Genomic DNA, 24,039 nt, shown 5'->3' with positions numbered 1-24,039 from the left:
AGCTGTCATGCCCGGTGAACGAGCGACACCGCTTTACCGTTCCCTTAATCTTCCGCGGCCTACGGCACCACCACGATCTTCCGCCCCACTCCCGCCGCGAACTGCTCCAACGCCTCCGGATACCGCTCCAGCGGGACGCGGTCGCTGATGAAGACGTCGGGGTCGAGGACTCCGTTCGCGAACAGCTCCGCCGCCCGCTCGAAGCTGTGCAGGACCGCCATGGAGCCGGTGATGGTGATCTCCTGGTTGTAGACGCGGTACGGGTCGATCGTCACCCGCGTCGCGTAGTCGGCCACCCCGAACTGGAGGAAGGTGCCGGCCTTGGCCACCCGGTCCAGGCCGTCCTGGATCGCCGCCGCGTTGCCCGTCGCGTCGATGACCAGGTCCCAGCCCTGCGGGCGGTCCAGCTCGTCCGGGTTCGCGGCGGACGCCGAGACGCCGAGCTTGCGGGCCGTCTCCAGGCGGGCCGGGTTCACGTCCACCACGTCCACGCTCGCCGCGCCGGTCCGTTTGGCCAGCTCCAGCATCATCAGGCCCATGGTCCCCGAGCCGTAGATCAGCACATGGGCGCCGAGGCGGGACCGGAGGACGTCGTAACCCCGGACCGCGCAGGACAGGGGCTCCACCAGCGCCGCGTCCTGCGTACGGACGTGTTCGGGCAGCCGTACGCAGTTGGCGACCGGCGCTACGGCGAACTGCGCCGCGCCTCCCGCCGTGGTCACGCCGATGGCGGCCCAGCGTTCGCAGAGGTTGTTGTGGCCCGTACGGCAGTACCGGCACTCGTGGCAGTACAGGGACGGGTCCACCGCCACCCGGTCGCCGACCGCGAGCTCGGTGACCCGGGTGCCGACTCCGACCACCTCGCCCGCGAACTCGTGGCCCGGCACGATCGGCAGTTCGGGGGCGAACTCGCCCTGGAGGATGTGCAGGTCGGTGCCGCACAGGCCGCACGCGGCGACCTCGACGACGACCTCGCGCGGGCCGGGTGTCGGGTCCGGGACCTCGGCGACGACGGCGCGGCCCACGGACTCGATGACGGCGGCCTTCATTTCACGGCTCCAAGGGACAGGCCCTGGACCAGTTTGTCCTGGGCGGCGAACCCCGCGGCGAGCACCGGCAGGGAGATGACGAGCGACGCGGCGCACACCTTCGCCAGGAACAGGCCCTGGCTGGTGATGAAGCCGGTCAGGAAGACGGGGGCGGTCTCGGCGACCACACCGGTGAGCACCCTCGCGAAGAGCAGTTCGTTCCAGCTGAAGATGAAGCAGATCAGGGCGGTCGCCGCGATGCCCGGCAGGGCGATGGGGGCCACCACGCGCGCGAGGATCGTCGGAAGGCGGGCGCCGTCCACGCGCGCGGCCTCGATCACGGCCACCGGGACCTCGGCGAGGAAGGACTGCATCATCCAGACGGCGATCGGCAGGTTCATCGACGTGTAGAGGATGACCAGCAGCCAGATGTTGTCGAGCATGTCCGTGTTCTTGGCGAACAGGTAGATGGGGAGCAGGCCCGCCACCACCGGGAGCATCTTCGTCGACAGGAAGAAGAACAGGACGTCCGTCCACTTCCTGACCGGGCGGATGGAGAGGGCGTACGCCGCCGGGAGGGCCAGGAGCAGGACGAAGAGGGTCGAGGCCAGTGAGGCGACCGTCGAGTTGACCAGCGCGGGCCAGGGGCTCGCGCCGCCGCCCGTGCCGAAGAACTCGCGGTAGCCGTCCAGGGTGAGGGCGGCGCCGAAGGAGGGCGGGTTGGTGGCCGCGTCCGTCTCGGAGTGGAAGGACGTCAGGGCCATCCACGCGATCGGCAGGAAGAAGACGATCCCCAGCAGCCAGGCCACCAGGCCGAGGCCGAGTCCCTTGCGCGGTACAGCTCCTTTGCGCTTCACGGCGATGGTGTTGCTCATGCCCGGCCCGCCTCCTCACGGAACAGGGACGACACCACGCGCAGGGCGAAGGTCGCGATGATGATGGAGCCGATGACGACCAGGACGCCGGCCGCCGAGGCGAGGCCGTTCTCGTGGGCCTGGTAGAAGCTCTGGTAGACGGTGTAGGGGAGGTTGGCGGTCCCGAGGCCGCCCGAGGTGATCGTGAAGACCGCGTCGAAGTTCTGGACGATGTAGATCGAGCCCAGCAGGGCGCCCAGCTCCAGATAGCGGCGCAGGTGCGGGAGCGTCAGATAGCGGAAGACCTGCCAGTCGCTCGCGCCGTCCACCCGCGCGGCCTCCATCTGCTGCTGGTCGCGGCTCTGGAGGCCGGCCAGCAGGATGAGCATCATGAACGGGGTCCACTGCCAGACCAGGGAGGCCTCGACCGCGAGCAGCGGGGTGTTCGAGATCCAGTCCGGCTGTGGGCCGCCCACATAGTGCAACAGCCCATTGAGCAGACCGTATTCAGGGTTGTAGAGCACGTGTTTCCAGAGCAGGGCAGCCGCCACCGGGACCACCAGGAAGGGGGCGATCAGCAGGGTGCGGACCACGCCCCGGCCCTTGAAGCGGCGGTCGAGGAGGAGGGCCAGGAGCAGTCCGAGGACCAGGCTGACCAGGACCACCGTCACGGTCAGCAGGATCGTCGTCCACACCGAGTGGCGCAGGTCCGCGTCGGTGAGGACCTCCTGGTAGTTGTCGACGCCGGTGAAGTGACGGGCCTTCGGGTAGAGGGAGTTCCAGTCGAAGAACGAGATCACCACCGTGGCCACGAAGGGCAGTTGGGTGACCACGATCATGAAGATCAGGGCGGGGAGCAGCGGGGCGCGGGTGGCCCAGGCGCGCAGCCGCGGCTTCGAGGGGTCCGCGGTGCGTACGGTCGGGGTGGCCAGGGGGGCCGTGGTGGTGGCGGTCATCGTCCCTCGTACTCCTCGGAGATCTTCTCGGCGATCCGCTGGGACCTCTTCAGGGCCGACTCGACGGACTGGCGTCCGGCGATGGCCGCGCTGATCTCCTGGGAGACCCTGGTGCCGAGGTCGGTGAACTCGGGGATGCCGACGAACTGGATGCCGGGCGCGGGGCGCGGCTGCACTCCCGGGTCGTTGGGCCGGGCCTGCTCGATGGCCTGCTTGGTCATCTCCTGGAAGGCGGCGGCCTCCTTGGCGTAGGCCGGGTTGGTGTACGTCGAGGCCCGCTTGCCGGCCGGGACGTTGGACCAGCCGATCTGCTCGCCCACCAGCTGCTCGTACTGCTTGCTGGAGGCCCAGGAGACGAACTTCCAGGCCTTGTCGGGGTTGCGGGAGGCGTCCTGGATGCCCCAGGCCCAGGTGTAGAGCCAGCCGGAGGACTTCGTCTCCTCGACGGGGGCGGGGGCGTAGCCCACCTTGCCCTTGACCGGGGAGCCCTTCGCCTCCAGGGAACCGGCCGCGGAGGTGGCGTCGTACCACATGGCGACCTTGCCCTGGGTCATGTTGTTGAGGCACTCGGCGAAGCCGGACTGGGCGGCGCCTGACTCGCCGTGTTCGCGGACCAGGTCGACGTAGAACTTCGTCGCCTTCTCGAAGGCCGGTGAGTCGAGCCGCGCCTTCCAGCTCTTGTCGAACCAGGTGCCGCCGAAGGTGTTCACGACCGTGGTGAGCGGGGCCATGACCTCGCCCCAGCCCGGCAGGCCGCGCAGGCAGATGCCCTTCATGCCGGGCTCGGCGCCGTCCACCTTCGCGGCCAGGTCGGCCACCTGGGTCCAGGTGGGGCGGGCCGGCATCGTCAGGCCCTTCTGCTCGAAGACGTCCTTGCGGTACATCAGGAAGGACGACTCGCCGTAGAAGGGCTGGCCGTAGAGCTTGCCGTCGTCGCCGGTCAGCGACTGGCGCATCGGGGCGAGGACGTCCTTCTCGTCGTACGACGGGTCCTTGGCGACGTACGTGTCCATCTCGTGCAGCCAGCCGTTGCGGGCGTAGATCGGGATCTCGTAGTTGGACAGGGTCGCCACGTCGTACTGGCCGGCCTGGTTGGCGAAGTCCTGGCTGATCTTGTCGCGGACGTCGTTCTCGGGCAGGACGGTGAAGTTGACCTCGATCCCGGTCTCCTTGGTGAAGTGGGCCTTGGTCAGCTTCTGGAGTTCGGTCATCTGGGGGTTGTTGACCATCAGGACGTTGATGGCGTCGCCGCCCGACCCGGCCCCGCCCGCTCCGACCCAGCAGCCGGAGAGCAGCGGGGTGAGCAGCGTCCCTGCGGCGGCCATGGCGAGCGTGGCTCGCGGTGGCCGTCGTCGGCTCTGGGTTCGCATGGATCGCTCCTGGACATAGAGGGATATAAAGGGCGCCTCGGGGGCGCGGAAGTCCTACTGGTCGCGTGGGCCGGAGAGTCAGACGCGGATGACCTGGGGTCCCAGCAGTGAGTACCGGTGGGCTTCGGACGAGGGCAGCAGCGTGCTCGTCACGATCGCCTCCAGGGCGCCGATCTCCGCGAACCGGCAGAAGCTGACCGCTCCGAACTTGGTGTGCACGCCGGCGAACACCGTGCGGCGCGCGGCCCGGATGGCCTGCGCCTTGACCTCGCTGACCGCCGGGTCGGGGGTGGTGAGCCCGTGTTCGCGGGAGATGCCGTTGGCGCCGATGTAGGCGAGGTCGAGGACGAAGCCGGCCAACATCCTGGTCGTCCAGTGGTCGACGGTGGCGAGGGTGCCGGGGCGGACCCGGCCGCCGAGCAACAGGACGGAGGTGTTCTCGGTCCCGGCCAGTGCGCCGGCGACCGGAAGGGACGCGGTGACCACGGTCAGCGGCCGGTCCCGGGGCAGGGCCTCGGCGATGAGCTGCGGGGTGAAGCCCTCGTCGACGAAGACCGTCTCGGCGTCCCCGAGCAGCTCGGCCGCGGCGGCCGCGACCCTGCGCTTCTCGGGCACGTGGCTGGTGGCACGGAAGGCGAGCGTCGTCTCGAACCCGGCGCTCTCCACGGGGTAGGCCCCGCCGTGCGTACGTCGGACCAGGCCGTGGTCCTCCAGGGCGCGGAGGTCTCGGCGCACGGTTTCCTTGGCCACGCCTAGTTGGGTGGCGAGGGTGTTGACGTCGACGGAGCCGGTGGTGCGGGCGGTCCTTACGATCTCCCGCTGGCGTTCTTCCGCGGTTCTGGTCATTCGGTCACCCGCCCTCCTGTCGTGCGCTGCCCGTTCGGGCCGTCTGGAGGAAGTTGTACAGCCGGTGGGGTGCGGTGACCAGGTCTGTTGCTCGGGTGATAGTGACCGCGTGTGCCCGTTCGGGCGGAGTGCGCCTACGGGCTCGGGTGGTGCGGTCGTATGGCGGCTGCGGATGTGTTGTGGCTGGTCGCGCAGTTCCCCGCGCCCCTGATGGTGCGCTGGCGCGCAACCATCCACAGTCGGTACCCATGCCCGGACACGGCTGCGGGCGGGCCCGTTCGGTGCCCGCCCGCCTCCGCGTCGGATGTCTCAGTACGGCCAGATCGGCGGATCGGTCACGAACTGGCCGCCCAGGTAGGCGTGTGCCTCGTTGCCGTCCTGGAGTTCGCCCTGTTCGGCGATCAGCTTCTCCGCGTAGGGCTCGGAGTCGTCCTGCGGGTCGTAGCCGAGCGCCCGCGCGGTGCTGAGGTCCCACCACAGGCGGGTGTTGGCGGAGGAGCCGTAGACCACGGTGTGGCCGACCCGCTCGGCGGTCAGGGCCGCGTGGAAGAGGCGGGCGCCGTCGGCCGGGCTCATCCAGACCGAGAGCATGCGCACGCTGGTCGGCTCGGAGAAGCAGGAGCCGATGCGCACGGAGACGGTCTCCAGGCCGTGCTTGTCCCAGTAGAACTGCGCGAGGTCCTCGCCGAAGGCCTTGGACAGGCCGTAGAAGGTGTCCGGGCGGTGCGGGGTGTCGACCGGGATCAGCGGGTCGTCGCCCTGCGGGCGCGGGGTGTAGCCCACGGCGTGGTTGGAGGAGGCGAAGACGATCCGTCCGACGCCCTCCTCGCGCGCGGCCTCGTACAGGTTGTAGGTGCCCTCGATGTTCGCCTTGAGGATCTTCTCGAAGGGGGCTTCCAGGGAGATGCCCGCGAGGTGGATGATCGCGTCGACACCGCGCACGGCCTCGCGCACCGCGACCTTGTCGGCGAGGTCGGCGACGACCGCGTCGGGTTCGCCCTCGATCGGCCGCAGGTCGAGCAGGCGCAGCTCGTAGCCGTAGGCCGGGAGCAGATCCCGCATCAGGGTGCCGAGCCCGCCGGCGGCACCGGTGAGCAGAACGGTACGGGGAGCGGGCATCCGCGGGTCTCCTTGAACGGCCTCTTGAGCACGGTATTCACATTCGTGGACAAGTTAGGGATCGTGTCGTGGCTTCGTCAAGGGTGGCGCGATGCGAGTTCAGAAACATAAACTCTGATCAGTATTCTGCATGCCACCTTAGGGAGAGCCTGTGACGCCGTCCGCCGACCTCGCCTACCGACTCGGCATCCCCAGCGGGCCGCTGTTCTTCCCCGTCACCGCCTACGGCCCCGACGGATCCGTCGACCTCGATGTGTATCGCGCGCACATACGCCAGGGCGTGGACGCGGGGGCCGCGGCCGTGTTCGCGTGCTGCGGCACCGGGGAGTTCCACGCGCTCACGCCCGAGGAGTTCGAGGCGTGCGTCCGGGCGGCCGTCGAGGAGACGGCGGGGCGCGTGCCGGTGGTGGCGGGCGCCGGATACGGCACCGCGCTCGCCGTCCGGTACGCGCGGCTCGCCGAGGCGGCCGGGGCCGACGGGCTGCTCGCCATGCCGCCCTACCTCGTGATCGCCGGACAGGAAGGGCTGCTGCGGCACTACCGCGAGGTCGCCGCCGCGACCGCGCTCCCGGTGATCGTCTACCAGCGCGACAACGCCGTCTTCACCCCGCAGACCGTCGTCGCACTGGCCCGCACCGAGGGGATCATCGGCCTCAAGGACGGCCTCGGCGACCTCGACCTGATGCAGCGGACCGTCAGCGCGGTGCGCACCGAGGTGCCCGGCGACTTCCTCTACTTCAACGGACTGCCGACCGCCGAGCAGACCCAGCTCGCCTACCAGGCCATCGGCGTCCCCCTGTACTCGTCCGCCGTCTTCTGCTTCGCCCCGGAGATCGCCCTCGCCTTCCACCGCGCGCTCGTCGACGGCGACCGGGCCACGGCCGAGCGCCTGCTCGACGGCTTCTACCGCCCCTTCGTCGAACTGCGCGCGCGTGGCCGCGGATACGCGGTCTCCCTGGTGAAGGCCGGCGTCCGGATGCGCGGCCTCGACGTGGGGGAGGTCCGCCCGCCGCTGCACGAGCCGGAGGAGGATCATGTGAAGCAGCTCGCGGAGATCATCGAGCGCGGTTACGCGCTGCTGGAGGAGGCACGGTGAAGGCGTCGACGTTCGTCTACCCCTGGGACGTCAACGGGGACCCGGAGGCCGCGGCCCGCATCGCCGGGCTCGGCGTACAGCAGGCGACCCTCGCCTCCGCCTACCACTCCACGCGCGCGCTGACCCCCCGCCACCCGCGCCACCGCATCGTCACCGCCGAGCACGCGGCCGTGCTGTACCCGACGGACTCCCGCTGGGAAGGGCGTGCGCTGCGTCCCTACGCGGCCGGCGACTGGGCCCCCGGGGACGCCTTCGGGGACGCTCTGTCGGAACTCACCCGGGCCGGCCTCGACGTGCACACCTGGGTCGTCCTCGCGCACAACTCCCGCATGGGCGCCGAGCACCCGGAGACCTCCGTCGTGAACGCCTACGGCGACCGCTACCCGTGGGCCCCCTGCATCGCACAGCCCGCCACGCGCGCGTACCTCGTCGACCTCGCCGTCGAGGCGGCGGTGCGCCCGGGCGCGGCCGGCACCGAACTGGAGTCCCTCGGCTGGTACGGACTCCAGCACCTGCACGCGCACGACAAGACCGGCGGGGTGCCCCTCGGCGACGCCGGGATGTACCTCATGGCGCTCTGCTTCTGCGGGACGTGCCGCGAGGGCTACGGCGATCAGGGACTGGACGCCGACGCGCTGGCCGCCGCCGTACGGGCCGCGCTGGAGCCGCTGTGGCAGGGCGCGCCCGACGACGGGGGCTGGGCCGGGGTCGAGAAGCTGCTCGGCGCCGGGACGGCGGCGGCCACGCGCGCGTGGCGCGACGGGACCGCCCGTACGCTCCAGGAGACGGCGGTCCGCGCGGTCCGCGCGGCCGCCCCCGAGGGCTTCCAGATCCTGCTGCACGCCGACCCCGTGACGTACCACGTCGGTGCCAACCCGGGCGTCGACCCCGAGCACATCCTGTCCGTCGCGGACGGTGTCGTCGTGCCCTGCGCGGGCGGCCCTGACCTGCTCACGCCCTTCGCGCGGGCCCGCGAGGACGCGGTGATCGCCGCCAACTTCCCCGTCGTCGCGCAGATGGGCGGCAGCCCCGGCACCCTCGCGGCGGACGTGGCCCGTGCCCGGGAGTGCGGGGCGAGCGAAGTGCGGCTGTATCACGCCGGGTTGGCGTCGGACGGCGACCTTGACGCGATCCGCTCGGCGCTGGCCCGCCGCTGAAGCAGGGGGATCGTCGCGGCGAGCCAGGCCACGCCCAGGAGGGCCGACAGCGGCCGCTGGTCGACCAGTTCGACCAGGGCCGCGCCCGCCGCGAGACCGAGCACGTTCGGGGTGTACACCAGGGTGTTGGCGGTGGCGACCGTACGGCCCAGCAGCGCGTCGGGGGTCTCGCGCTGGACGGCGGTGAGCGCGGCGATCAGCACACAGGGCAGCCCCGCGCCGACGGCCGCGCTGCACGCCAGGGCCAGCGGGTCGGACGGGACCGCCCGCAGCCCGGCGGCCACGGCGGTCAGGGCGATGCCGTACGCGGCGAACCGGCGCTCGCCCAGTCGGCGCAGGGCGGGCCCGGAGAACAACCCCACCGCCACCGAACCGGCGCCCTGGACGGCGTACAGCACGCCGGCGTAGGCGGGGGAGTGGCCGAGTCCGTCGATCACGGCGTACAAGAGCGCGCCGTTGATCCCGGCGCAGAGCATGGTGGTGGCGCCCGCCAGGATCAGGGGGCGCAGTGTGGGGTGGGCCCCTATGTGGCGGGCGCCTTCGACGAACGGGGTGCGCCGGGACGGCCCGGGTCCCTCCTCCCGGACGCGCAGGCCGCGGTACAGGAGCGCCGCGAGCAGGAACGTGGTCGCGTCCAGGAGTGCCACGGCGGGGCCGCCGCAGAGGGCGTAGAGGCCGGCTCCCGCCAGCGGGGCCACCAGTTTCATGCCCTCGTTGACCGCCGTCCGCAACCCGTTGAAGTCGCCGAGCAGGGAGGGGGCGACGGCGCCGGCGACCAGGGCCGACTCCACCGTGTCGAGGACGACGCCGGTCGCGCCGTAGACGAGGAGGACCGCGAGGACGACCGGCACCCGTTCGGTGAGCAGGAGCGGCAGCAGGGCCGCCGGCAGCAGGTTGCCGCCGATCAGCAGCGGCCTGCGGCGGACCCGGTCGGCGATCGTGCCGAGCAGCGGGCCCGCCAGGGTCGGTGCCCACATCGCGAGCATGCACAGCGCCGCCAGGCCGTCCGAGCCGGTGAGGTCCTTGACCCAGACGCCGGCCACCAGCCACAGGGCCGAGGTGCCGAAGCCGGAGACGAGCGCTGCGGTGAGACAGAGTCTCGCGTTGCGGTCGTGGAGCACCGCCCTTGTCGTCGTCATGCCTGCACATCGTGGGTCTAAGGCCACCGGGGCGGGATGGGGCAGGTGCCCTAGATCTCCGGACGGCGAGCGATGAGTTTTCGCGGCGGTGAGGGTCAACCCCTCATCACACCGTGCACCGTGAGGAGCCCCGCATGACCGTCCCGCCCCTGGACCTCGGACCGCAGACCCGCGTCATCGCCCTGCTGGCCGAGCGCGTCACCGACGAGCAGCTCGGGAACACCACACCGTGTCCCGAGTACCCGGTGCGCAACATGCTCGGCCATCTGCTCGGCCTCGCCGCCGCGTTCCGGGACGCCGGCCGCAAGGATCTCGGCGCCACCACCGACACCCCGCCGACCGACTCCGTCCCGGACATCGGCCCCGACTGGCGCGAGGAGCTCCCCAAGGTCCTCGACGAACTCGCCGAGGCCTGGCGCGACCCGGCCGCCTGGACTGGTATGACCCGCGCGGGCGGCGTCGACCTGCCCGGCGAGGTCGCCGCCGCCGTCGCCGTCGACGAACTGGTCGTCCACGGCTGGGACCTGGCCGTCGCCACCGGCCAGCCGTACGACCCCGACCCGGCCGCGCTCCGGGCGGCGCACGACTTCCTCCAGGCCAGCGCCGACGACCCGAGCCGGGACGCCATCTTCGGCCCGATCGTCCCGGTCCCCGAGAACGCGCCGCTCCTGGACCGGGCCCTGGGCCTCAGCGGGCGGAAGCCGGGCTGGACGCCGTAGACGCCGGTGCCGTCGTGGAACCGGTCGGGTCGTCCACGGCTGGTCGCCACCGGCCAGGCGTACAACCCCGACTTCGTGGGCGGCGTACGACTTCGTGGGCTTGCGCCGGCGACCCGGGCCGCGCCGCTGATGGACCGGGCCCAGAGCCTGAGCGGGCGGAACCGGGGCTGGACGCCGTAGACGCCGGTGCCGCCGGGGAAGCGGTCGTCCACGGCTGGGAGCTGGCCCGCGCCACCGGCCGGTCGTACGACCCGGACCCGGCCGCGCTCCAGGTGGCGTACGACTTCCCGGGCTTGCGCCGACAACCCGAGCCGCGCCGCTGCTGGACCGGGCCCTGGGCCTCAGCGGGCGGAACCGGGGCTGGATGTCGTAGACGCCGGTGCCGCCGTGCCGTAGACGAACGGAAACGGGCGGCGGGCGCCCAGGTCCGGACCGTACGCTCCCCACCATGCCGCCCCTCAGCCTCACCGTCCTCGGTACCGCCTCCCCGCACCCGGCGCCGGGCCGCCCCTGCTCCGGCTATCTGCTGCGCGGCGGGGGCGCCGAGGTGTGGGTGGACGCCGGGCCCGGCACCTTCGCGGAGTTGCAGCGGCACACGGATCCCTCCCGGCTGACGGCGATCTGGATCTCCCACCTTCACGCCGATCACAGTGCGGATCTACTCTCCGCCGTCTACGCCTTCGCGTACGGCGGACTCACCCCGCCCGCCCCGATCCCGGTGTACGCGCCGCCCGGCTGCGCCCACCGGCTCGCGGGGTTCCTCGGACGCTCCGACGTGCGCTTCCTCGACGGCATCCTCACCTTCCATCCCCTGTACGACGGCCATGACGTCCGGCACTGGAACCTCCGGCTCGCCGCCCGGGCCGTCGCGCACGACACCGAGGCGTACGGGCTGCGCGCCGAGTGCGCCGGACGCGTCCTCGCGTACTCGGGGGACAGCGGGCCCTGCGCGGCCCTGGTCGAACTCGCCGCGGAATCCGACGTGTTCCTGTGCGAGGCGGACATCGACCGGCATCGCGAAGGCGAACAGGTCCACCTGACCCCCGAGGACGCCGGCGACATCGCCCGCAAGGCCGGGGCGCGCGAGCTGATCGTCACCCACGTCGGACCCACCCTCACCAGGGAGGCGGCGACCACACGTGCGGCCGCCGCCTTCACCGGGCGCACCAGTACGGCCTTCGAGGGTGCCACCCGGCTCGTCTGACCCTCGTCTTCACCGCAACTTCAACTTCCTTTGCCAGAAGCATTGACGAAACATCACGCCCCTCCCTACCTTCAACGCGTCGTACTTCGTACGTCATATATGAGACGCGATATGCGAGATCAGATACGCAAGATCCGATACGCGAGATCCGAGAGGCGCGCATGACCTCTGTGCCCACGCCGATCCCCTCCCGCACGCAGTACGTGCTGGAGGAGATCAAACGCCGCATCCTCACCGGGCGCCTGACGCCTGGTCAGGCCCTGGTGGAGACCGAACTCGCCGCACAGTTCGGGGTGTCCAAGACCCCGGTGCGCGAGGCGCTCAAGACCCTGGCCGGGACCGGGCTCGTCGTGATGAGCCAGTACAAGGGCGTCACGGTGCGCATGGTGGACGCGGACATGGCGCGCGAGGTCTACGACGTCCGGCTGCTCCTCGAACCCGAGGCGCTCAAGCGGGCCGTGCGGCGCGGGGCGTCGCTGGATGCCGCCCGCGACGCCCTCACCCGGGCCGACGACGCCACCGACACCGCCGAACGCTCCCTCGCCAACCGGGAGTTCCACCGCGCCCTGTACCTGCCCTGCGGCAATCCGCTGCTCGGCCGGATGCTCGACGAGGTCCGGGACCAGGCCGCCCTGGTCTCCGCCGTCGCCTGGGCCGCCTCGCCCTCCTGGGACCGGGAGGCGGGCGAGCACCGGGAGATCCTGCGGGTCGCCCTGGACGGCGACGCGGACGGCGCGGCCCGCGCCCTGCACGCCCACATCGCGTCCTTCGTGGAACGAGCGTTCCCCGGAGTGCTGGACCAGGAAGGCCAGGAATGAGCAGCGAGACCTTCGAGACCCAGCGGGCGGCCCTGGCCGACGTGGTGGCGATCCCGGTGACCCCGTTCGCCGAGGACGGCACCGTCGACCAGGACACCCACCGGGCACTGCTGCGTCGGCTGCTCGACGGGGGGATCACCACCCTCACTCCCAACGGGAACACCGGCGAGTTCTACGCCCTCAGCCCCGAAGAGCGCCGCCTGGTCACGGAGTTGACCGTCGAGGAGGCCGGGGACCGGGCGGACGTCCTGGTCGGCGTCGGTCACGACGTTCCCACCGCCGTCGCCTCCGCCCGGCACGCCCGTGAGCTCGGCGCCGGGATGGTCATGGTCCACCAGCCCGTCCACCCCTACGTCTCCCAGGGCGGCTGGATCGACTACCACCGCGCGATCGCCTCGGCCGTCCCGGAACTCGGGGTCGTCCCGTACATCCGCAACGCGCAGCTCAGCGGCCTGAGGTTGGCCGAACTCGCCGACGCCTGCCCGAACGTGATCGGCGTGAAGTACGCCGTCCCGGACGCGGCCAAGTTCGCCGCCTTCGCGCGGGACGCGGGACTCGAACGCTTCGTGTGGGTCGCCGGGCTCGCCGAGCCCTACGCCCCCTCCTACTTCTCCGCGGGCGCCACCGGCTTCACCTCCGGACTCGTGAACGTCGCCCCCGCCGTCTCGCTGAACATGATCGAAGCGCTTCGATCCGGTGACTACCCGGCCGCCATGAAGGTCTGGGAGCAGATCCGCCGCTTCGAGGAACTCCGCGCAGCGAACGGCTCCGCCGACAACGTCACCGTCGTCAAGGAGGCCCTCGCCTCCCTCGGCCTGTGCCGCCGCGAAGTGCGCCCGCCCAGCCGCGAGTTGCCCGAGAGCGAGCGCTCCGAGGTCGCCGCGATAGCCGCCGGGTGGTCCATATGACCGACAGGAAACGCCCCGAAGAGCTCCGAAGCCACCAGTGGTACGGCACCGAGGGCCAGTTGCGCACCTGGTCGCACAACGCCCGGATGCGCCAGCTCGGTTACGAGGCCGAGGAGTACCAGGGGCGGCCGGTGATCGCCGTCCTCAACACCTGGTCCGACATCAACCCCTGCCATGTCCACCTGCGCGAGCGCGCCGAGGCGGTCAAGCGGGGAGTGTGGCAGGCCGGGGGCTTCCCGCTGGAATTCCCGGTCGCCACCCTCTCGGAGACCTACCAGAAGCCCACCCCGATGCTCTACCGCAACCTCCTCGCGATGGAGACGGAGGAGCTGCTGCGGTCGTACCCGATCGACGCGGCGGTGCTGCTCGGCGGCTGCGACAAGTCGACGCCCGCGCTGCTCATGGGCGCGGCCTCGGCCGACGTCACCTCGCTCTTCGTGCCCGCGGGGCCCATGCTGCCGGGGCACTGGCGCGGTGAGACCCTCGGGTCCGGCACCGACATGTGGAAGTACTGGGACGAGCACCGGGCCGGCAACCTGACCGACTGCGAACTGCGGGAGCTTCAGGGCGGGTTGGCGCGCTCCCCGGGTCACTGCATGACCATGGGGACCGCGTCCACGATGACCGCGGCGGCGGAAACCCTTGGCATGACCCTGCCCGGGGCGTCCTCGATCCCGGCCGTCGACTCCGCGCACGAGCGGATGGCCGCGGCCTCCGGGCGCCGCGCGGTCGAGCTCGCCTGGACCGGGCTCAAGCCGTCCGAGATCCTCACCCGCGAGGCCTTCGAGGACGCCGTCACCACGGTGCTCGGGCTCGGTGGCTCCACCAACGCGGTCATCCACCTGATCGCGATGGCGGGACGCTGCGGGGTCACGCTCACCCTCGACGACTTCGACCGCATCGCGCGTACCGTGCCGGTGCTGGCGAACGTTCGGCCCGGCGGACAGACGTTCCTGATGGAGGACTTCTACTTCGCCGGCGGCCTGCCCGCCTTCCTGTCCCGTATCACCGACCTGCTCCACCTGGACCGGCCGACCGTCAACGGCACCCTGGGCGAGCAGATCGAGGGGGCCGTCGTCCACGACGACGACGTCATCCGCACCCGTGAGAACCCGGTCGCGAGCGAGGGCGGGGTCGCCGTCCTGCGCGGCAACCTCTGCCCGGACGGCGCCGTCATCAAGCACATCTCCGCCGAGCCGCACCTGCTCAAGCACACCGGACCCGCGGTCGTCTTCGACGACTACAAGACCATGCAGCGCACCATCAACGACCCGGAGTTGGGGATCACCGCGGACAGTGTCCTGGTGCTGCGCAACGCCGGTCCCAAGGGCGGCCCGGGCATGCCCGAGTACGGGATGCTGCCCATCCCGGACCACCTGCTCAAGCAGGGCGTGCGCGACATGGTCCGCATCTCCGACGCCCGGATGAGCGGCACGAGTTACGGCGCGTGCGCGCTGCACGTGGCGCCCGAGTCGTACGTCGGCGGACCGCTCGCCCTGGTGCGCACGGGGGACAGCATCACCCTCGACGTCGAGGCGCGTGCCCTCCAACTCAACGTAGACGACCAGGAGTTGGAGCGCCGAAGGGCGGAGTGGACGCCACCGCCCACCCGCTACGAACGCGGCTACGGCGCCCTCTACAACGACCACATCACCCAGGCGAACACCGGCTGCGACTTCGAGTTCCTGGCCAGGCAAGGCAAGGTCCCCGACCCGTATGCAGGGTGACCGCTCCCACCCTTAGGGGCGCGGGGAACTGCGCGACCGGCCACAACGCACCCGCACCCGCCACTCAACAGCAAGTGGCACCCCACGCACAGCGAGAAAGCGCTTACCGCACCACGTACGCAAGCCGCACCACGAACGCAAGCCGTACCGAGAACGGAGCCCCTGTCATGGCCCAAGCCGCAGCCGTGGCGAAACCGCCCGCGCCACCCCGGCGACGCCGTGCCTCCGCCACGCCGCGCAGGCTGCCGTACCTGCTGATCGCGCCGGCCGCCCTGCTGATGCTGGGCTTCATCGCCTACCCGGTCATCAGCGTCTTCTACTACAGCCTGCAGAACTACAACCCCACCAAGCCGTGGCGCAACGGCTACGCGGGCTTCGACAACTTCGTCCAGATCTTCACCAAGGACCCGCAGTTCTGGGACACGCTGACCTTCAGCGCCAAGTGGGTCTTCGTCGAGGTCGGACTCCAGCTCCTGTTCGGCCTGGCGCTCGCCCTGATCGTCAACCAGACCTTCGTGGGCCGGGCGGTGGGCCGCGCGCTCGTCTTCTCCCCGTGGGCCGTCTCCGGCGTGCTGACCTCCGCCATCTGGGTGCTGCTCTACAACTCCCAGACGGGCGTCACCCGTTACCTCGCCGACATGGGCATCGGCTCCTACGGCACGAGCTGGCTCTCGGACACCTCCACCGTCTTCTCGGCGGCGGTCGTCGCCGACCTGTGGCGCGGTGTCCCCTTCTTCGCGATCCTCATCCTCGCCGACCTCCAGTCCGTCTCGAAGGATCTGTACGAGGCCGCCGAGGTCGACGGGGCCAGCACGATCAAGCAGTTCTGGCACATCACGCTGCCCCACCTGAAGGACGCGATCATCCTCTCCACGCTGCTGCGCGCGGTGTGGGAGTTCAACAACGTCGACCTGCTCTACACCCTGACCGGCGGCGGACCCGCGGGGGAGACGACCACCCTCCCGCTCTACATCGCCAACACCAGCGTCGACGCCCACAACTTCGGCTACGCGTCCGCCCTGACCACGGTCGCGTTCGTGATCCTGCTCTTCTGCTCGATGGTCTATCTGCGGCTGAGCAAGTTCGGAGGCGGTTCCAAGTGATCACCAAGGAGGCCACCGAGACGGCGCCCGCACCGGTGCGCGACGAGATCGAGCCGCCGCGTCCCACCAAGCGCCGCCGCTCCTGGGACGAGGTCCCGCGCTGGCACATCTACCTGCCGCTGTCGATCTACCTCGTCTTCACGCTCATCCCCTTCTACTGGATCCTGCTCTTCGCGCTGCGCCCGGCCGGCTCGACCTCGCTCGTGCCCTGGCCGATCACCTTTGACCACTTCGAGAAGGTGTGGACGGAGCGGGCCTTCGGCACCTACTTCGAGAACAGCGTCTACGTCGGCCTCGCCACCCTGGTGATGACGACCCTGGTCGCCCTGGCCGGCGGCTACGCGCTCGCCCGGTTCGACTTCAAGGTCAAGAACGCGTTCATGCTGGCGCTGCTGTGCTCGCAGTTCGTGCCGGGCGCGCTGCTCCTGGTGCCGCTCTTCGAGATCTTCGCCGAGCTGCAGATGATCAACTCGCTGGGCAGTGTCATCATCGCCGAGACGGTCTTCCAGTTGCCGCTGTCGATGATCCTGATCAGCAACTTCATCAAGAACGTGCCCTACTCCCTGGAGGAGGCGGCCTGGGTCGACGGCTGCAACAGGCTGACGGCCTTCAGGATCGTCGTCCTGCCCCTCCTGCGGCCCGGTCTGATCGCCGTCGGCTCCTTCGCGTTCGTGCACTCCTGGAACCACTTCCTGTTCGCCCTGATGTTCCTCAACAACCAGGACAAGCAGACGATCCCGGTCGGCCTCAACACCCTGATGAGCGCGGACAGCGTCGACCTGGGCGCGCTGGCCGCCGGCGGCATCATCGCCGCGGTGCCCGTGGTGATCGTGTTCGCCTTCATCCAGAAGTGGCTGATCACGGGCTTCAGCGCGGGGGCGGTGAAGGGATGAGACTCCGTCGGGTCGCGATGGGCGGCTTGGTGCTGGGCCTGATGGGCGTCGCCGTCCGGGCCGAGGGACGTGCCGTCGGCCGTGTCCTCCTGGGGATGGACGACGCCCGGACGCCCGGGGCGGTGGGCGCGGCGGTCCGACGCGGTCGTGCCGAGGCCGCCGTGCTCGGGGCCGCGGGTGCGCGGAGCCAGCCCGTCTGCGGGCCCGGTGCGGAGGGGGCGATATGAGGCTTCGTCAGATCACGGTGTTCACCGCACTGTTGGGACTCCTCTGCATCCCCGCTCACGCCGACGCCCGCGACATCAGCCGGGACACCCTGCCCGTGAACGACGGCTGGGCCGCCGAGGGAGAAGGCACCACCGGCGGCTCCGCGGCCGACGCGGACCACGTGTACACCGTCACCGACCGGGCCGGGCTGGTCCGGGCACTCGACGGCGGCAGCGACGCGCCGAAGATCATCAGGATCGCCGGCACGATCGACGCCAACACCGACGACGACGGCGACCACCTGGACTGCGCCGACTACGCCACCGACGGGTACTCGATCAAGAAGTACCTCGCCGCCTACGACCCCCGCACCTGGGGCTCCGCCAAGCCCGGCGGACCGCAGGAGGAGGCCCGCCAGGCCTCGGCGAGGAAGCAGGCCGAGCGGGTCGAACTGCTCGTCGGCTCCAACACCACGATCGTCGGGCTCGGCAAGGCGGTCCTCAAGGGCGGCAGCCTCCAGGTCAGGAACGCCACCAACGTCATCATCCGCAACCTCGACATCCGGGACGCCTACGACTGCTTCCCCGTCTGGCAGCCCAACACCGGCGGCCTCGGCGACTGGAAGACGGCGTACGACACCATCTGGCTGGCGGGCTCCACCCATGTGTGGGTCGACCACGTGACCCTCAGCGACAAGGGCCACCCCGACTCCGCCGAACCCACCTACTTCGCCCGCAACTACCTGCGCCACGACGGACTCCTGGACATCACGAGCGGCTCCGACCTGGTCACCGTCTCCTGGAGCCGGTTCGCCGACCACGACAAGGCGATGCTCATCGGCAACAGCGACTCGGCCACCGGCGACCGCGGGAAACTCCGGGTCACCCTGCACCACAACGCGTTCGAGTCCGTCGTACAGCGCGCGCCCCGTGTCCGCTTCGGCCAGGTGCACGTCTACAACAACCGGTACGACGTCCCGGGCGACGACTACCGCTACTCCCTCGGCGTCTCCACCGAGTCCGCGATCTTCGCCGAGAACAACGCCTTCCACACCCCCGGCCACATCGAGGCCGCCGACCTGGTCAAGAGCTGGAACGGCAGCGCCCTGCACCAGACCGGCACCGTCTTCAACGGCTATCCGGTGGACCTGCTCGCCATCCACAACGCCTACAACTCCGGCAGCGAGCGCGACCTCACGGCGGACGTCGGCTGGACGCCTACCCTGCACACAAAGATCGACAGCGCCGAGGCGGCCGACCGACAGGTGGCGCGCGGCGCGGGCGCAGGGAGGATGCCATGAACACCGTGGACACCAGGAACACCGAAGACACCCCGGGCACCGTGGACATCGTCCTGGCGGGCGCGCGCGGCCACGGCCGCTGGCACCTGGAGAACATCCGCCGGCTCCAGGACAAGGGGATCGTGCGACTGGCGGGGATCTGCGAGCTGACCCCGCTGACCGGCGACGAGATCCCCGACGGCCTGGGCACGCCCGAGCAGTCCGCCGACTTCGGCGCGCTCCTCGACTCCACCGGCGCCCGGATCGCGGTGATCTGCACGCCGATCCCGACCCACACGGACCTGGCGCTCGAAGCGGCCCGCCGAGGCGTGCACATCCTGCTGGAGAAGCCGCCGGCGCCGTCGTACGCCGAGTTCCGCCGCATGGCCGACGGGGTCGCCGCGGCCGGGGTCGCCTGCCAGATCGGCTTCCAGTCGCTGGGCTCGCACGCCGTGCCCGCGATCCGCGAGCTGGTCGAGGAGGGCGCGATCGGCGAGGTGACCGGGATCGGCGGGGCCGGTGCCTGGGCGCGTGCCGAGGCGTACTACCGGCGTGCGCCCTGGGCGGGCAAGCGGTGGATGAACGGCGTCGACGTGATCGACGGAGTGCTGACCAACCCCCTCGCGCACGCCGTCGCCACCGCGCTCGCCCTGAACGGCAGCACCCGCGCCGAGGACGTCACCCGTATCGAGACCGAGCTGCTGCGCGCCAACGACATCGAGTCCGACGACACCTCCTGCGTCCGCGTCACCACCGCCAACGGCCTCCCGGTCACCGTCGCCGCGACCCTGTGCGCCGAGGACCCCGACGACCCGTACGTCGTCGTGCACGGCAGCCACGGCCGGATCACCTACTGGTACAAGCAGGACCGCGTGCTGCTCCAGCGGGCCGGCCACGGCCCCGAGGAGTACGAGTACGGCCGCACCGACCTGCTGGAGAACCTGGTCGACCACCTCACCGACGGCGACGAGCTCCTGGTCGTCCCGGAGGTGACCGGCGCGTTCATGAAGGTCGTCGAGGCGATCCGGACGGCCCCCGACCCGACCCCGCTCCCGGCCGCGGCCTGGCATCTGCTCCCCGACGAGGGCCGCCGTGTCGTCCCCGGCATCGACGGACTCGTCGCGGCCGCCGCCGACAACCTCGCCCTCTACTCCGAGCTGGGCGCCGACTGGGCCCGGCCACACGTCGCGAACGAGGTGAGCACATGACGACCCCCGATTCCCCGGTCCTGCGTGTCGCGGGCCGCCCGGTCGGCCGCTACGTCACCCGGCCCGAGCTGCCCGCCCGGCTCTCCCCGCGCCCCTACCTGCACCCGGTCACCACCCTGGCCGGCACGGCTGTCACCGAACTCAGCCCCGCCGACCACATCCACCACCTCGGCGTCGGTGTCGCCGTTCCCGACGTCGAGGGGCACAACTTCTGGGGCGGGCGCACCTACGTCCGCGACCGGGGGCCGACCGAGCTCGACAACCACGGTGCCCAGCGCCACAGCTCCTTCCAGCTCCGCGACCCGGACGGCTTCGTGGAGGAGCTGCGCTGGGTCGCCTCGGGAGCGGAGCTGCTGCGCGAGCGCCGTACGGTCGCGGCCACCGAACTCACCGGTTCCGCCTGGGCGTTGGACTTCACCTTCTCCCTCACCAACGTCACCCAGGACCCCCTGTCGATCGGCAGTCCGGCCACCAACGGACGTCCGGGCGCGGCCTACGGCGGCTTCTTCTGGCGGGCCCGCAAGGAACAGAACGCGCCGGACGTCTTCACCGCCGACCGCGAGGGCGAGGCGGCGATCCACGGCACCCGCGCCGACTGGGTCGCCCTCACCGGCACCGGCTGGACCCTCGTCTTCGCCGGAGCCACCGACCGGACCCGCCGCGACCCGTGGTTCGTGCGCGCCGACGAGTACCCCGGGGTGGGCTCCTCCCTCGCCCACGAGGAACGGCTGCCGATCCCGCCCGGCGAGACCGTCGTACGGCGCATCGTCACCGTCGTGGCCGACGGACGCCTGCCCAGGCTCGAAGCGGCGGCCCTGGTGCGGAAGGCGGTCAGCCAGTGACACCCACGAACTCGTCGGTGACCTACACCAACCCCGTCCTGAACGCCGACTGGTCCGACCCGGACGTCCTGCGCGTCGGCGACGACTTCTACCTCACCGCCTCCAGCTTCGGCCGGGTCCCCGGCCTGCCGCTGCTGCACTCCCGCGACCTGGTCAACTGGACACTGATCGGCCACGCCCTCGAACGCCTGGAACCGGCGGGGGAGTTCACCAAGCCACGGCACGACTGCGGGGTCTGGGCGCCTTCTCTCCGGTACCACGACGAACGGTTCTGGATCTTCTGGGGCGACCCGGACCAGGGCATCTTCCAGATCAACGCGCCCGGGATCAGGGGCCCTTGGACCCGCCCGCACCTCCTCAAGTCGGGCAAGGGCCTGATCGACCCCTGCCCGCTGTGGGACGAGGAGAGCGGCGAGGCCTATCTGGTGCACGCCTGGGCCAAGTCCCGTTCCGGCGTCAAGAACCGTCTCACCGGGCACCGGATGGACCTCGACGGCCGCGAACTCCTCGACGAGGGCAAGGTGATCGTCGACGGCGACCGGATCCCCGGCTGGTTCACCCTCGAAGGGCCCAAGCTCTACCGGCACGACGGCTGGTTCTGGATCCTCGCACCCGCCGGGGGAGTCGAGACCGGCTGGCAGGGCGCCTTCCGCTCCCGCGGCTTCTTCGGCCCGTACGAGGAGAAGGTCGTCCTGGAACAGAAGGACACCGACGTCAACGGCCCCCACCAGGGCGGCTGGGTGCGCACCCCGTCCGGTCAGGACTGGTTCCTGCACTTCCAGCAGAAGGGCCCCTACGGCAGGGTCGTCCACCTCCAGCCGATGCGCTGGGGCGACGACGGCTGGCCGGTGCTCGGCGAGGGGGGCGCCCCCGTCGCCGTACACGAGAGGCCCGATCTGCCGCCGCAGCCGGACGCGGCGCCCGCCACCGACGACGACTTCCCCGGCGGGCGCTTCGGCCGCCAGTGGCAGTGGACCGCCAACCCGCAGCCCGGCTGGGCCACCCACCACTCCGGTGACGGACTGCGGCTCACCTGCGTCCGCTCGGCCGACGCGCACGACCTGCGCAAACTGCCGAACGTCCTCACCCAGCGGCTGCCCGGCACCCCCTCGGCGGTCGAGGTGGAACTGCGACTGCACAGTGAGGAACCGGGCGCACGGGCCGGACTCGCCGTCCTCGGGGACGCCTTCAGCTGGATCGGGCTCCAGCGCGGGGCCGACGGGAACGTCCATCTCGTGCACCGGTTCGCCGAGGGCGTCGCCGAGCAGGAGCGGGACGCCGACCATCCGCGACTCGTCCCCGAAAGCGCCGGGGGACGGGTGCGGCTGCGGATCGAGATCGGCGCGGGGGCCCGTTGCCGGTTCTTCTACGACCTCGGCGACGGTCCGCGCCCCTCCGGACCCGTCTTCGCCGCCACCCCCTGGCGCTGGGTCGGAGCCCTGCTCGGACTGTTCGCCCTGGCGCCCGTCGCAGGAGGACACGCCGGGGCGGCAACCTTCTCGCACTTCAGGATCGACCACCTGTAACGCACCTAACCCGTAAGCCTGTTGGGAGCCGCAATGACGCAGCACCTTAATAGCAAGCGCTTGCAGAGACCGGGATCCGGCAAGGTCCTGGCCGCCGTGCTCGGCCTGGTGGCCGCGCTGAGCCTGGGGGCGATCGGGCAGGCGAAGGCCGCCACAGTCCAAAAGGCCCCGGCCGGTCAGGCCCACGCCGACCGCTGGAGCGACCGGGCGCACGGCTTCGCCTCCCTCGCCGGCGGCACCACCGGAGGGGCCGGCGGCAAGGTCGTCACCGTCACCGACCAGGCCTCGCTTGCGAAGTACGCGGCGGCCGAGGAGCCGTACGTCATCCGGGTCTCGGGCGCGATAGCCGTCGAACCCTTCGGCTCGGACATCGTCGTGACCTCGAACAAGACGATCATCGGCGTCGGTGCCACCGGCGAGATCGTCCACGGCGAGCTGCACCTCAACCCCGGCACGCACAACGTGATCATCCGCAACCTGACCATCCGCGACTCGTACGTCGAGGGCGACTGGGACGGCAAGACGACCGACTTCGACGCGATCCAGATGGACACCGTCGACCACGTCTGGATCGACCACAACCGCTTCGAGCACATGGGCGACGGGCTGCTCGACATCCGCAAGGACAGCCAGTACGTCACCGTGTCGTACAACCAGTTCCGCAGCCACAACAAGGCGTTCGGGATCGGCTGGACGACCAACGTCCTGACCCAGATCACCATCGACCACAACTGGTTCACCGGGACCAAGCAGCGCAACCCGTCCGCCGACAACTGCGCCTACGCCCACCTCTACAACAACTACCTCTCGGCGCAGGTGGCCGACGGCGACCCGGTGTGGACGTACGGGAACTGGTCGCGCGGCCGGACCAAGATGGTCATCGAGAGCAGTTACTACGACGGCGTCCAGCATCCGTACCAGGCCGACGCCACCGCCGAGTTGGTGCAGCGTGGGTCGATCCTGAAGCACACGAGCGGGCGAACGGACGCGTGGGGCAAGGCATTCGACCCGCGGTCCTTCTACGACTACCGGCTGGACCCGGCCGCCGCCGTGCCCGCGCTGGTGTCGCGGTTCTCCGGCCCGCAGCAGCGGATCGGGGTGACCCTGCACGTCCCCGGCGACTACCCGACCGTGCAGGCCGCCGTGGACGCCGTGCCCGACCAGAACGCCGTGCCGGTGACGATCGCCGTCGCGCCGGGTACCTACCGGGCCAAGGTGTACATCCCGGCGACCAAGCCGAAGATCGTGCTCCAGGGGACTGGACAGGACCGGTCCGACACCGTCATCGTCTACGACACCCCCGCCGAGTACGGCGGTTCGACGGGCAGTGCGACGGTACGGATCGCCGCGAACGACGTCACCGCCCGCCACCTCACCTTCAGCAACGACTTCGACGAGGCCGCGGTCGAGCTGAAGGGTGAGCAGGCCCTCGCGATGAAGACGACCGGCGACCGTATCGTCTTCGAGGACACCGCCTTCCTGGGCAACCAGGACACCCTGATGACCGACAGCCCCAAGCTGGACGTGATCAGCCGGGTCTACATCCGCGACTCGTACATCGAGGGCGATGTCGACTTCATCTACGGCCGTGCGACGACGGTGATCGAGCGGTCCGTGATCCGGGCGCTGAGCCGGGGCTCGGACTCCAACAACGGCTACATCACGGCCGCTTCGACCTGGACGGGCAATCCGTACGGGTTCCTGATCACCCGGTCGAGGATCGTGAGCGACGCGCCGGACCGGACCTTCCACCTGGGGCGGCCGTGGCACCCGGGTGGTGAACCCGCCGCCGTGGCGCAGGTGTTGATCCGCGACACCGAACTGCCGGCCGCGGTGAAGACCTCGCCGTGGACCGACATGAGCGGGTTCTCGTGGAAGGACGCGCGGTTCGCCGAGTACCGCAACACCGGACCGGGTGCGGCCCCGAGCGCCGACCGGCCGCAGCTCGCCGCCGCCGACGCGAGGACGTACACCGTCACGAACTACCTCAAGGGCACGGACGACTGGGCCCCCCACGCCCGCCGCTGACTTCCCCCCACA

Annotated in this window: 22 protein-coding genes; 15 read left to right on the top strand and 7 right to left on the bottom strand. The window is 70.8% G+C overall.

Annotation, left to right across the window (positions count from 1 at the left end):
- Nucleotides 1-59: 59 nt before the first annotated feature.
- The 6 genes from ABZ098_RS00730 to ABZ098_RS00705 all read right to left on the bottom strand — a co-directional run bounded on the left by ABZ098_RS00730 (nucleotide 60) and on the right by ABZ098_RS00705 (nucleotide 6,173).
- A complete protein-coding gene (locus ABZ098_RS00730; protein ID WP_356585825.1) occupies nucleotides 60-1,049 on the bottom strand; it encodes a zinc-dependent alcohol dehydrogenase family protein in 990 nt (329 codons plus the stop codon).
- Nucleotides 1,046-1,903 (bottom strand): carbohydrate ABC transporter permease, encoded by an 858-nt coding sequence (locus ABZ098_RS00725; RefSeq protein ID WP_356585823.1) that lies wholly within the window; start codon nucleotides 1,901-1,903, stop codon nucleotides 1,046-1,048. The genes ABZ098_RS00730 and ABZ098_RS00725 overlap by 4 nt, the downstream gene beginning before the upstream one ends.
- On the bottom strand, nucleotides 1,900-2,838 hold the full coding sequence (locus tag ABZ098_RS00720) for a sugar ABC transporter permease (RefSeq protein WP_356585821.1): 939 nt from the start codon (nucleotides 2,836-2,838) through the stop codon (nucleotides 1,900-1,902). The genes ABZ098_RS00725 and ABZ098_RS00720 overlap by 4 nt, the downstream gene beginning before the upstream one ends.
- Nucleotides 2,835-4,208 (bottom strand): sugar ABC transporter substrate-binding protein, encoded by a 1,374-nt coding sequence (locus ABZ098_RS00715; RefSeq protein ID WP_356585819.1) that lies wholly within the window; start codon nucleotides 4,206-4,208, stop codon nucleotides 2,835-2,837. The genes ABZ098_RS00720 and ABZ098_RS00715 overlap by 4 nt, the downstream gene beginning before the upstream one ends.
- A 78-nt stretch (nucleotides 4,209-4,286) precedes the next feature.
- On the bottom strand, nucleotides 4,287-5,054 hold the full coding sequence (locus ABZ098_RS00710) for a DeoR/GlpR family DNA-binding transcription regulator (RefSeq protein ID WP_356585817.1): 768 nt from the start codon (nucleotides 5,052-5,054) through the stop codon (nucleotides 4,287-4,289).
- A 309-nt stretch (nucleotides 5,055-5,363) separates the two neighbouring features.
- Complete coding sequence (locus ABZ098_RS00705) at nucleotides 5,364-6,173, bottom strand: NAD(P)-dependent oxidoreductase (RefSeq protein ID WP_356585815.1); 810 nt, start codon at nucleotides 6,171-6,173, stop codon at nucleotides 5,364-5,366.
- 151 nt (nucleotides 6,174-6,324) lie between these two features.
- On the opposite strand from ABZ098_RS00705, the gene ABZ098_RS00700 reads away from it, so the two are divergent.
- Both ABZ098_RS00700 and ABZ098_RS00695 read left to right on the top strand, forming a co-directional pair.
- Nucleotides 6,325-7,269, top strand: a complete 945-nt coding sequence (locus ABZ098_RS00700) for a 5-dehydro-4-deoxyglucarate dehydratase (RefSeq protein ID WP_356585813.1) — start codon at nucleotides 6,325-6,327, stop codon at nucleotides 7,267-7,269.
- Nucleotides 7,266-8,426 (top strand): hypothetical protein, encoded by a 1,161-nt coding sequence (locus ABZ098_RS00695; RefSeq protein WP_356585811.1) that lies wholly within the window; start codon nucleotides 7,266-7,268, stop codon nucleotides 8,424-8,426. Before ABZ098_RS00700 ends, ABZ098_RS00695 begins: the two co-directional genes overlap by 4 nt.
- Here ABZ098_RS00695 and ABZ098_RS00690 read toward each other — a convergent pair.
- Nucleotides 8,363-9,565, bottom strand: coding sequence for an MFS transporter (locus ABZ098_RS00690; RefSeq protein ID WP_356585809.1), 1,203 nt, complete (start codon nucleotides 9,563-9,565; stop codon nucleotides 8,363-8,365). The genes ABZ098_RS00695 and ABZ098_RS00690 overlap by 64 nt on opposite strands.
- Before the next feature lie 134 nt (nucleotides 9,566-9,699).
- Between ABZ098_RS00690 and ABZ098_RS00685 the strand changes: the two genes are divergently transcribed.
- From ABZ098_RS00685 to ABZ098_RS00625, 13 genes are all read left to right on the top strand, one after another.
- A complete protein-coding gene (locus ABZ098_RS00685; protein ID WP_356585807.1) occupies nucleotides 9,700-10,284 on the top strand; it encodes a TIGR03086 family metal-binding protein in 585 nt (194 codons plus the stop codon).
- A gap of 448 nt (nucleotides 10,285-10,732) precedes the next feature.
- The gene (locus ABZ098_RS00680; protein ID WP_356585805.1) at nucleotides 10,733-11,488 is read left to right on the top strand and encodes an MBL fold metallo-hydrolase; all 756 of its coding nucleotides are present in this window, start codon (nucleotides 10,733-10,735) and stop codon (nucleotides 11,486-11,488) included.
- A 161-nt stretch (nucleotides 11,489-11,649) separates the two neighbouring features.
- Nucleotides 11,650-12,306, top strand: coding sequence for a GntR family transcriptional regulator (locus tag ABZ098_RS00675; RefSeq protein WP_356585803.1), 657 nt, complete (start codon nucleotides 11,650-11,652; stop codon nucleotides 12,304-12,306).
- The gene (locus ABZ098_RS00670) at nucleotides 12,303-13,214 is read left to right on the top strand and encodes a dihydrodipicolinate synthase family protein (RefSeq protein WP_356585801.1); all 912 of its coding nucleotides are present in this window, start codon (nucleotides 12,303-12,305) and stop codon (nucleotides 13,212-13,214) included. Before ABZ098_RS00675 ends, ABZ098_RS00670 begins: the two co-directional genes overlap by 4 nt.
- Nucleotides 13,211-14,941 (top strand): L-arabinonate dehydratase, encoded by a 1,731-nt coding sequence (gene araD, locus ABZ098_RS00665; protein ID WP_356585799.1) that lies wholly within the window; start codon nucleotides 13,211-13,213, stop codon nucleotides 14,939-14,941. The genes ABZ098_RS00670 and araD overlap by 4 nt, the downstream gene beginning before the upstream one ends.
- Nucleotides 14,942-15,108: 167 nt before the next feature.
- Nucleotides 15,109-16,044 carry a sugar ABC transporter permease gene (locus ABZ098_RS00660; RefSeq protein ID WP_355751587.1) on the top strand — a complete coding sequence of 312 codons (936 nt, stop codon included), beginning with the start codon at nucleotides 15,109-15,111 and terminating at the stop codon, nucleotides 16,042-16,044.
- Complete coding sequence (locus ABZ098_RS00655) at nucleotides 16,041-16,937, top strand: carbohydrate ABC transporter permease (RefSeq protein WP_356585797.1); 897 nt, start codon at nucleotides 16,041-16,043, stop codon at nucleotides 16,935-16,937. Before ABZ098_RS00660 ends, ABZ098_RS00655 begins: the two co-directional genes overlap by 4 nt.
- On the top strand, nucleotides 16,934-17,164 hold the full coding sequence (locus ABZ098_RS00650) for a hypothetical protein (protein ID WP_356585795.1): 231 nt from the start codon (nucleotides 16,934-16,936) through the stop codon (nucleotides 17,162-17,164). The genes ABZ098_RS00655 and ABZ098_RS00650 overlap by 4 nt, the downstream gene beginning before the upstream one ends.
- Entirely contained in the window at nucleotides 17,161-18,444 is a 1,284-nt protein-coding gene (locus tag ABZ098_RS00645) for a pectate lyase (protein ID WP_356585793.1), read from the top strand. The genes ABZ098_RS00650 and ABZ098_RS00645 overlap by 4 nt, the downstream gene beginning before the upstream one ends.
- The gene (locus ABZ098_RS00640; RefSeq protein ID WP_356585791.1) at nucleotides 18,441-19,631 is read left to right on the top strand and encodes a Gfo/Idh/MocA family oxidoreductase; all 1,191 of its coding nucleotides are present in this window, start codon (nucleotides 18,441-18,443) and stop codon (nucleotides 19,629-19,631) included. The genes ABZ098_RS00645 and ABZ098_RS00640 overlap by 4 nt, the downstream gene beginning before the upstream one ends.
- Nucleotides 19,628-20,473: a PmoA family protein gene (locus ABZ098_RS00635; protein ID WP_356585789.1), complete on the top strand. Its 846-nt coding sequence runs from the start codon at nucleotides 19,628-19,630 to the stop codon at nucleotides 20,471-20,473. The genes ABZ098_RS00640 and ABZ098_RS00635 overlap by 4 nt, the downstream gene beginning before the upstream one ends.
- Nucleotides 20,470-21,999 carry a family 43 glycosylhydrolase gene (locus ABZ098_RS00630; RefSeq protein ID WP_356585787.1) on the top strand — a complete coding sequence of 510 codons (1,530 nt, stop codon included), beginning with the start codon at nucleotides 20,470-20,472 and terminating at the stop codon, nucleotides 21,997-21,999. The genes ABZ098_RS00635 and ABZ098_RS00630 overlap by 4 nt, the downstream gene beginning before the upstream one ends.
- A 33-nt stretch (nucleotides 22,000-22,032) precedes the next feature.
- Nucleotides 22,033-24,027, top strand: coding sequence for a pectinesterase family protein (locus tag ABZ098_RS00625; RefSeq protein WP_356585785.1), 1,995 nt, complete (start codon nucleotides 22,033-22,035; stop codon nucleotides 24,025-24,027).
- The last annotated feature ends 12 nt before the right edge of the window (nucleotides 24,028-24,039 follow it).

The sequence above is a fragment of the Streptomyces sp. NPDC006335 genome, from assembly GCF_040612795.1.
GTDB lineage: Bacteria > Actinomycetota > Actinomycetes > Streptomycetales > Streptomycetaceae > Streptomyces.
This window is presented reverse-complemented; position numbering and strand designations above follow the sequence as displayed.

Excerpts from the sequence above, each read along its gene's own strand:
- ABZ098_RS00730 (WP_356585825.1), bottom strand. The coding sequence starts at position 1,049 with ATGAAGGCCGCCGTCATCGAGTCCGTGGGCCGCGCCGTCGTCGCCGAG.
- ABZ098_RS00725 (WP_356585823.1), bottom strand. The coding sequence starts at position 1,903 with ATGAGCAACACCATCGCCGTGAAGCGCAAAGGAGCTGTACCGCGCAAG.
- ABZ098_RS00720 (WP_356585821.1), bottom strand. The coding sequence starts at position 2,838 with ATGACCGCCACCACCACGGCCCCCCTGGCCACCCCGACCGTACGCACC.
- ABZ098_RS00715 (WP_356585819.1), bottom strand. The coding sequence starts at position 4,208 with ATGCGAACCCAGAGCCGACGACGGCCACCGCGAGCCACGCTCGCCATG.
- ABZ098_RS00710 (WP_356585817.1), bottom strand. The coding sequence starts at position 5,054 with ATGACCAGAACCGCGGAAGAACGCCAGCGGGAGATCGTAAGGACCGCC.
- ABZ098_RS00705 (WP_356585815.1), bottom strand. The coding sequence starts at position 6,173 with ATGCCCGCTCCCCGTACCGTTCTGCTCACCGGTGCCGCCGGCGGGCTC.
- ABZ098_RS00690 (WP_356585809.1), bottom strand. The coding sequence starts at position 9,565 with ATGACGACGACAAGGGCGGTGCTCCACGACCGCAACGCGAGACTCTGT.
- ABZ098_RS00685 (WP_356585807.1), top strand. The coding sequence starts at position 9,700 with ATGACCGTCCCGCCCCTGGACCTCGGACCGCAGACCCGCGTCATCGCC.
- ABZ098_RS00680 (WP_356585805.1), top strand. The coding sequence starts at position 10,733 with ATGCCGCCCCTCAGCCTCACCGTCCTCGGTACCGCCTCCCCGCACCCG.
- ABZ098_RS00675 (WP_356585803.1), top strand. The coding sequence starts at position 11,650 with ATGACCTCTGTGCCCACGCCGATCCCCTCCCGCACGCAGTACGTGCTG.
- ABZ098_RS00670 (WP_356585801.1), top strand. The coding sequence starts at position 12,303 with ATGAGCAGCGAGACCTTCGAGACCCAGCGGGCGGCCCTGGCCGACGTG.
- araD (WP_356585799.1), top strand. The coding sequence starts at position 13,211 with ATGACCGACAGGAAACGCCCCGAAGAGCTCCGAAGCCACCAGTGGTAC.
- ABZ098_RS00660 (WP_355751587.1), top strand. The coding sequence starts at position 15,109 with ATGGCCCAAGCCGCAGCCGTGGCGAAACCGCCCGCGCCACCCCGGCGA.
- ABZ098_RS00650 (WP_356585795.1), top strand. The coding sequence starts at position 16,934 with ATGAGACTCCGTCGGGTCGCGATGGGCGGCTTGGTGCTGGGCCTGATG.
- ABZ098_RS00645 (WP_356585793.1), top strand. The coding sequence starts at position 17,161 with ATGAGGCTTCGTCAGATCACGGTGTTCACCGCACTGTTGGGACTCCTC.
- ABZ098_RS00640 (WP_356585791.1), top strand. The coding sequence starts at position 18,441 with ATGAACACCGTGGACACCAGGAACACCGAAGACACCCCGGGCACCGTG.
- ABZ098_RS00635 (WP_356585789.1), top strand. The coding sequence starts at position 19,628 with ATGACGACCCCCGATTCCCCGGTCCTGCGTGTCGCGGGCCGCCCGGTC.
- ABZ098_RS00625 (WP_356585785.1), top strand. The coding sequence starts at position 22,033 with ATGACGCAGCACCTTAATAGCAAGCGCTTGCAGAGACCGGGATCCGGC.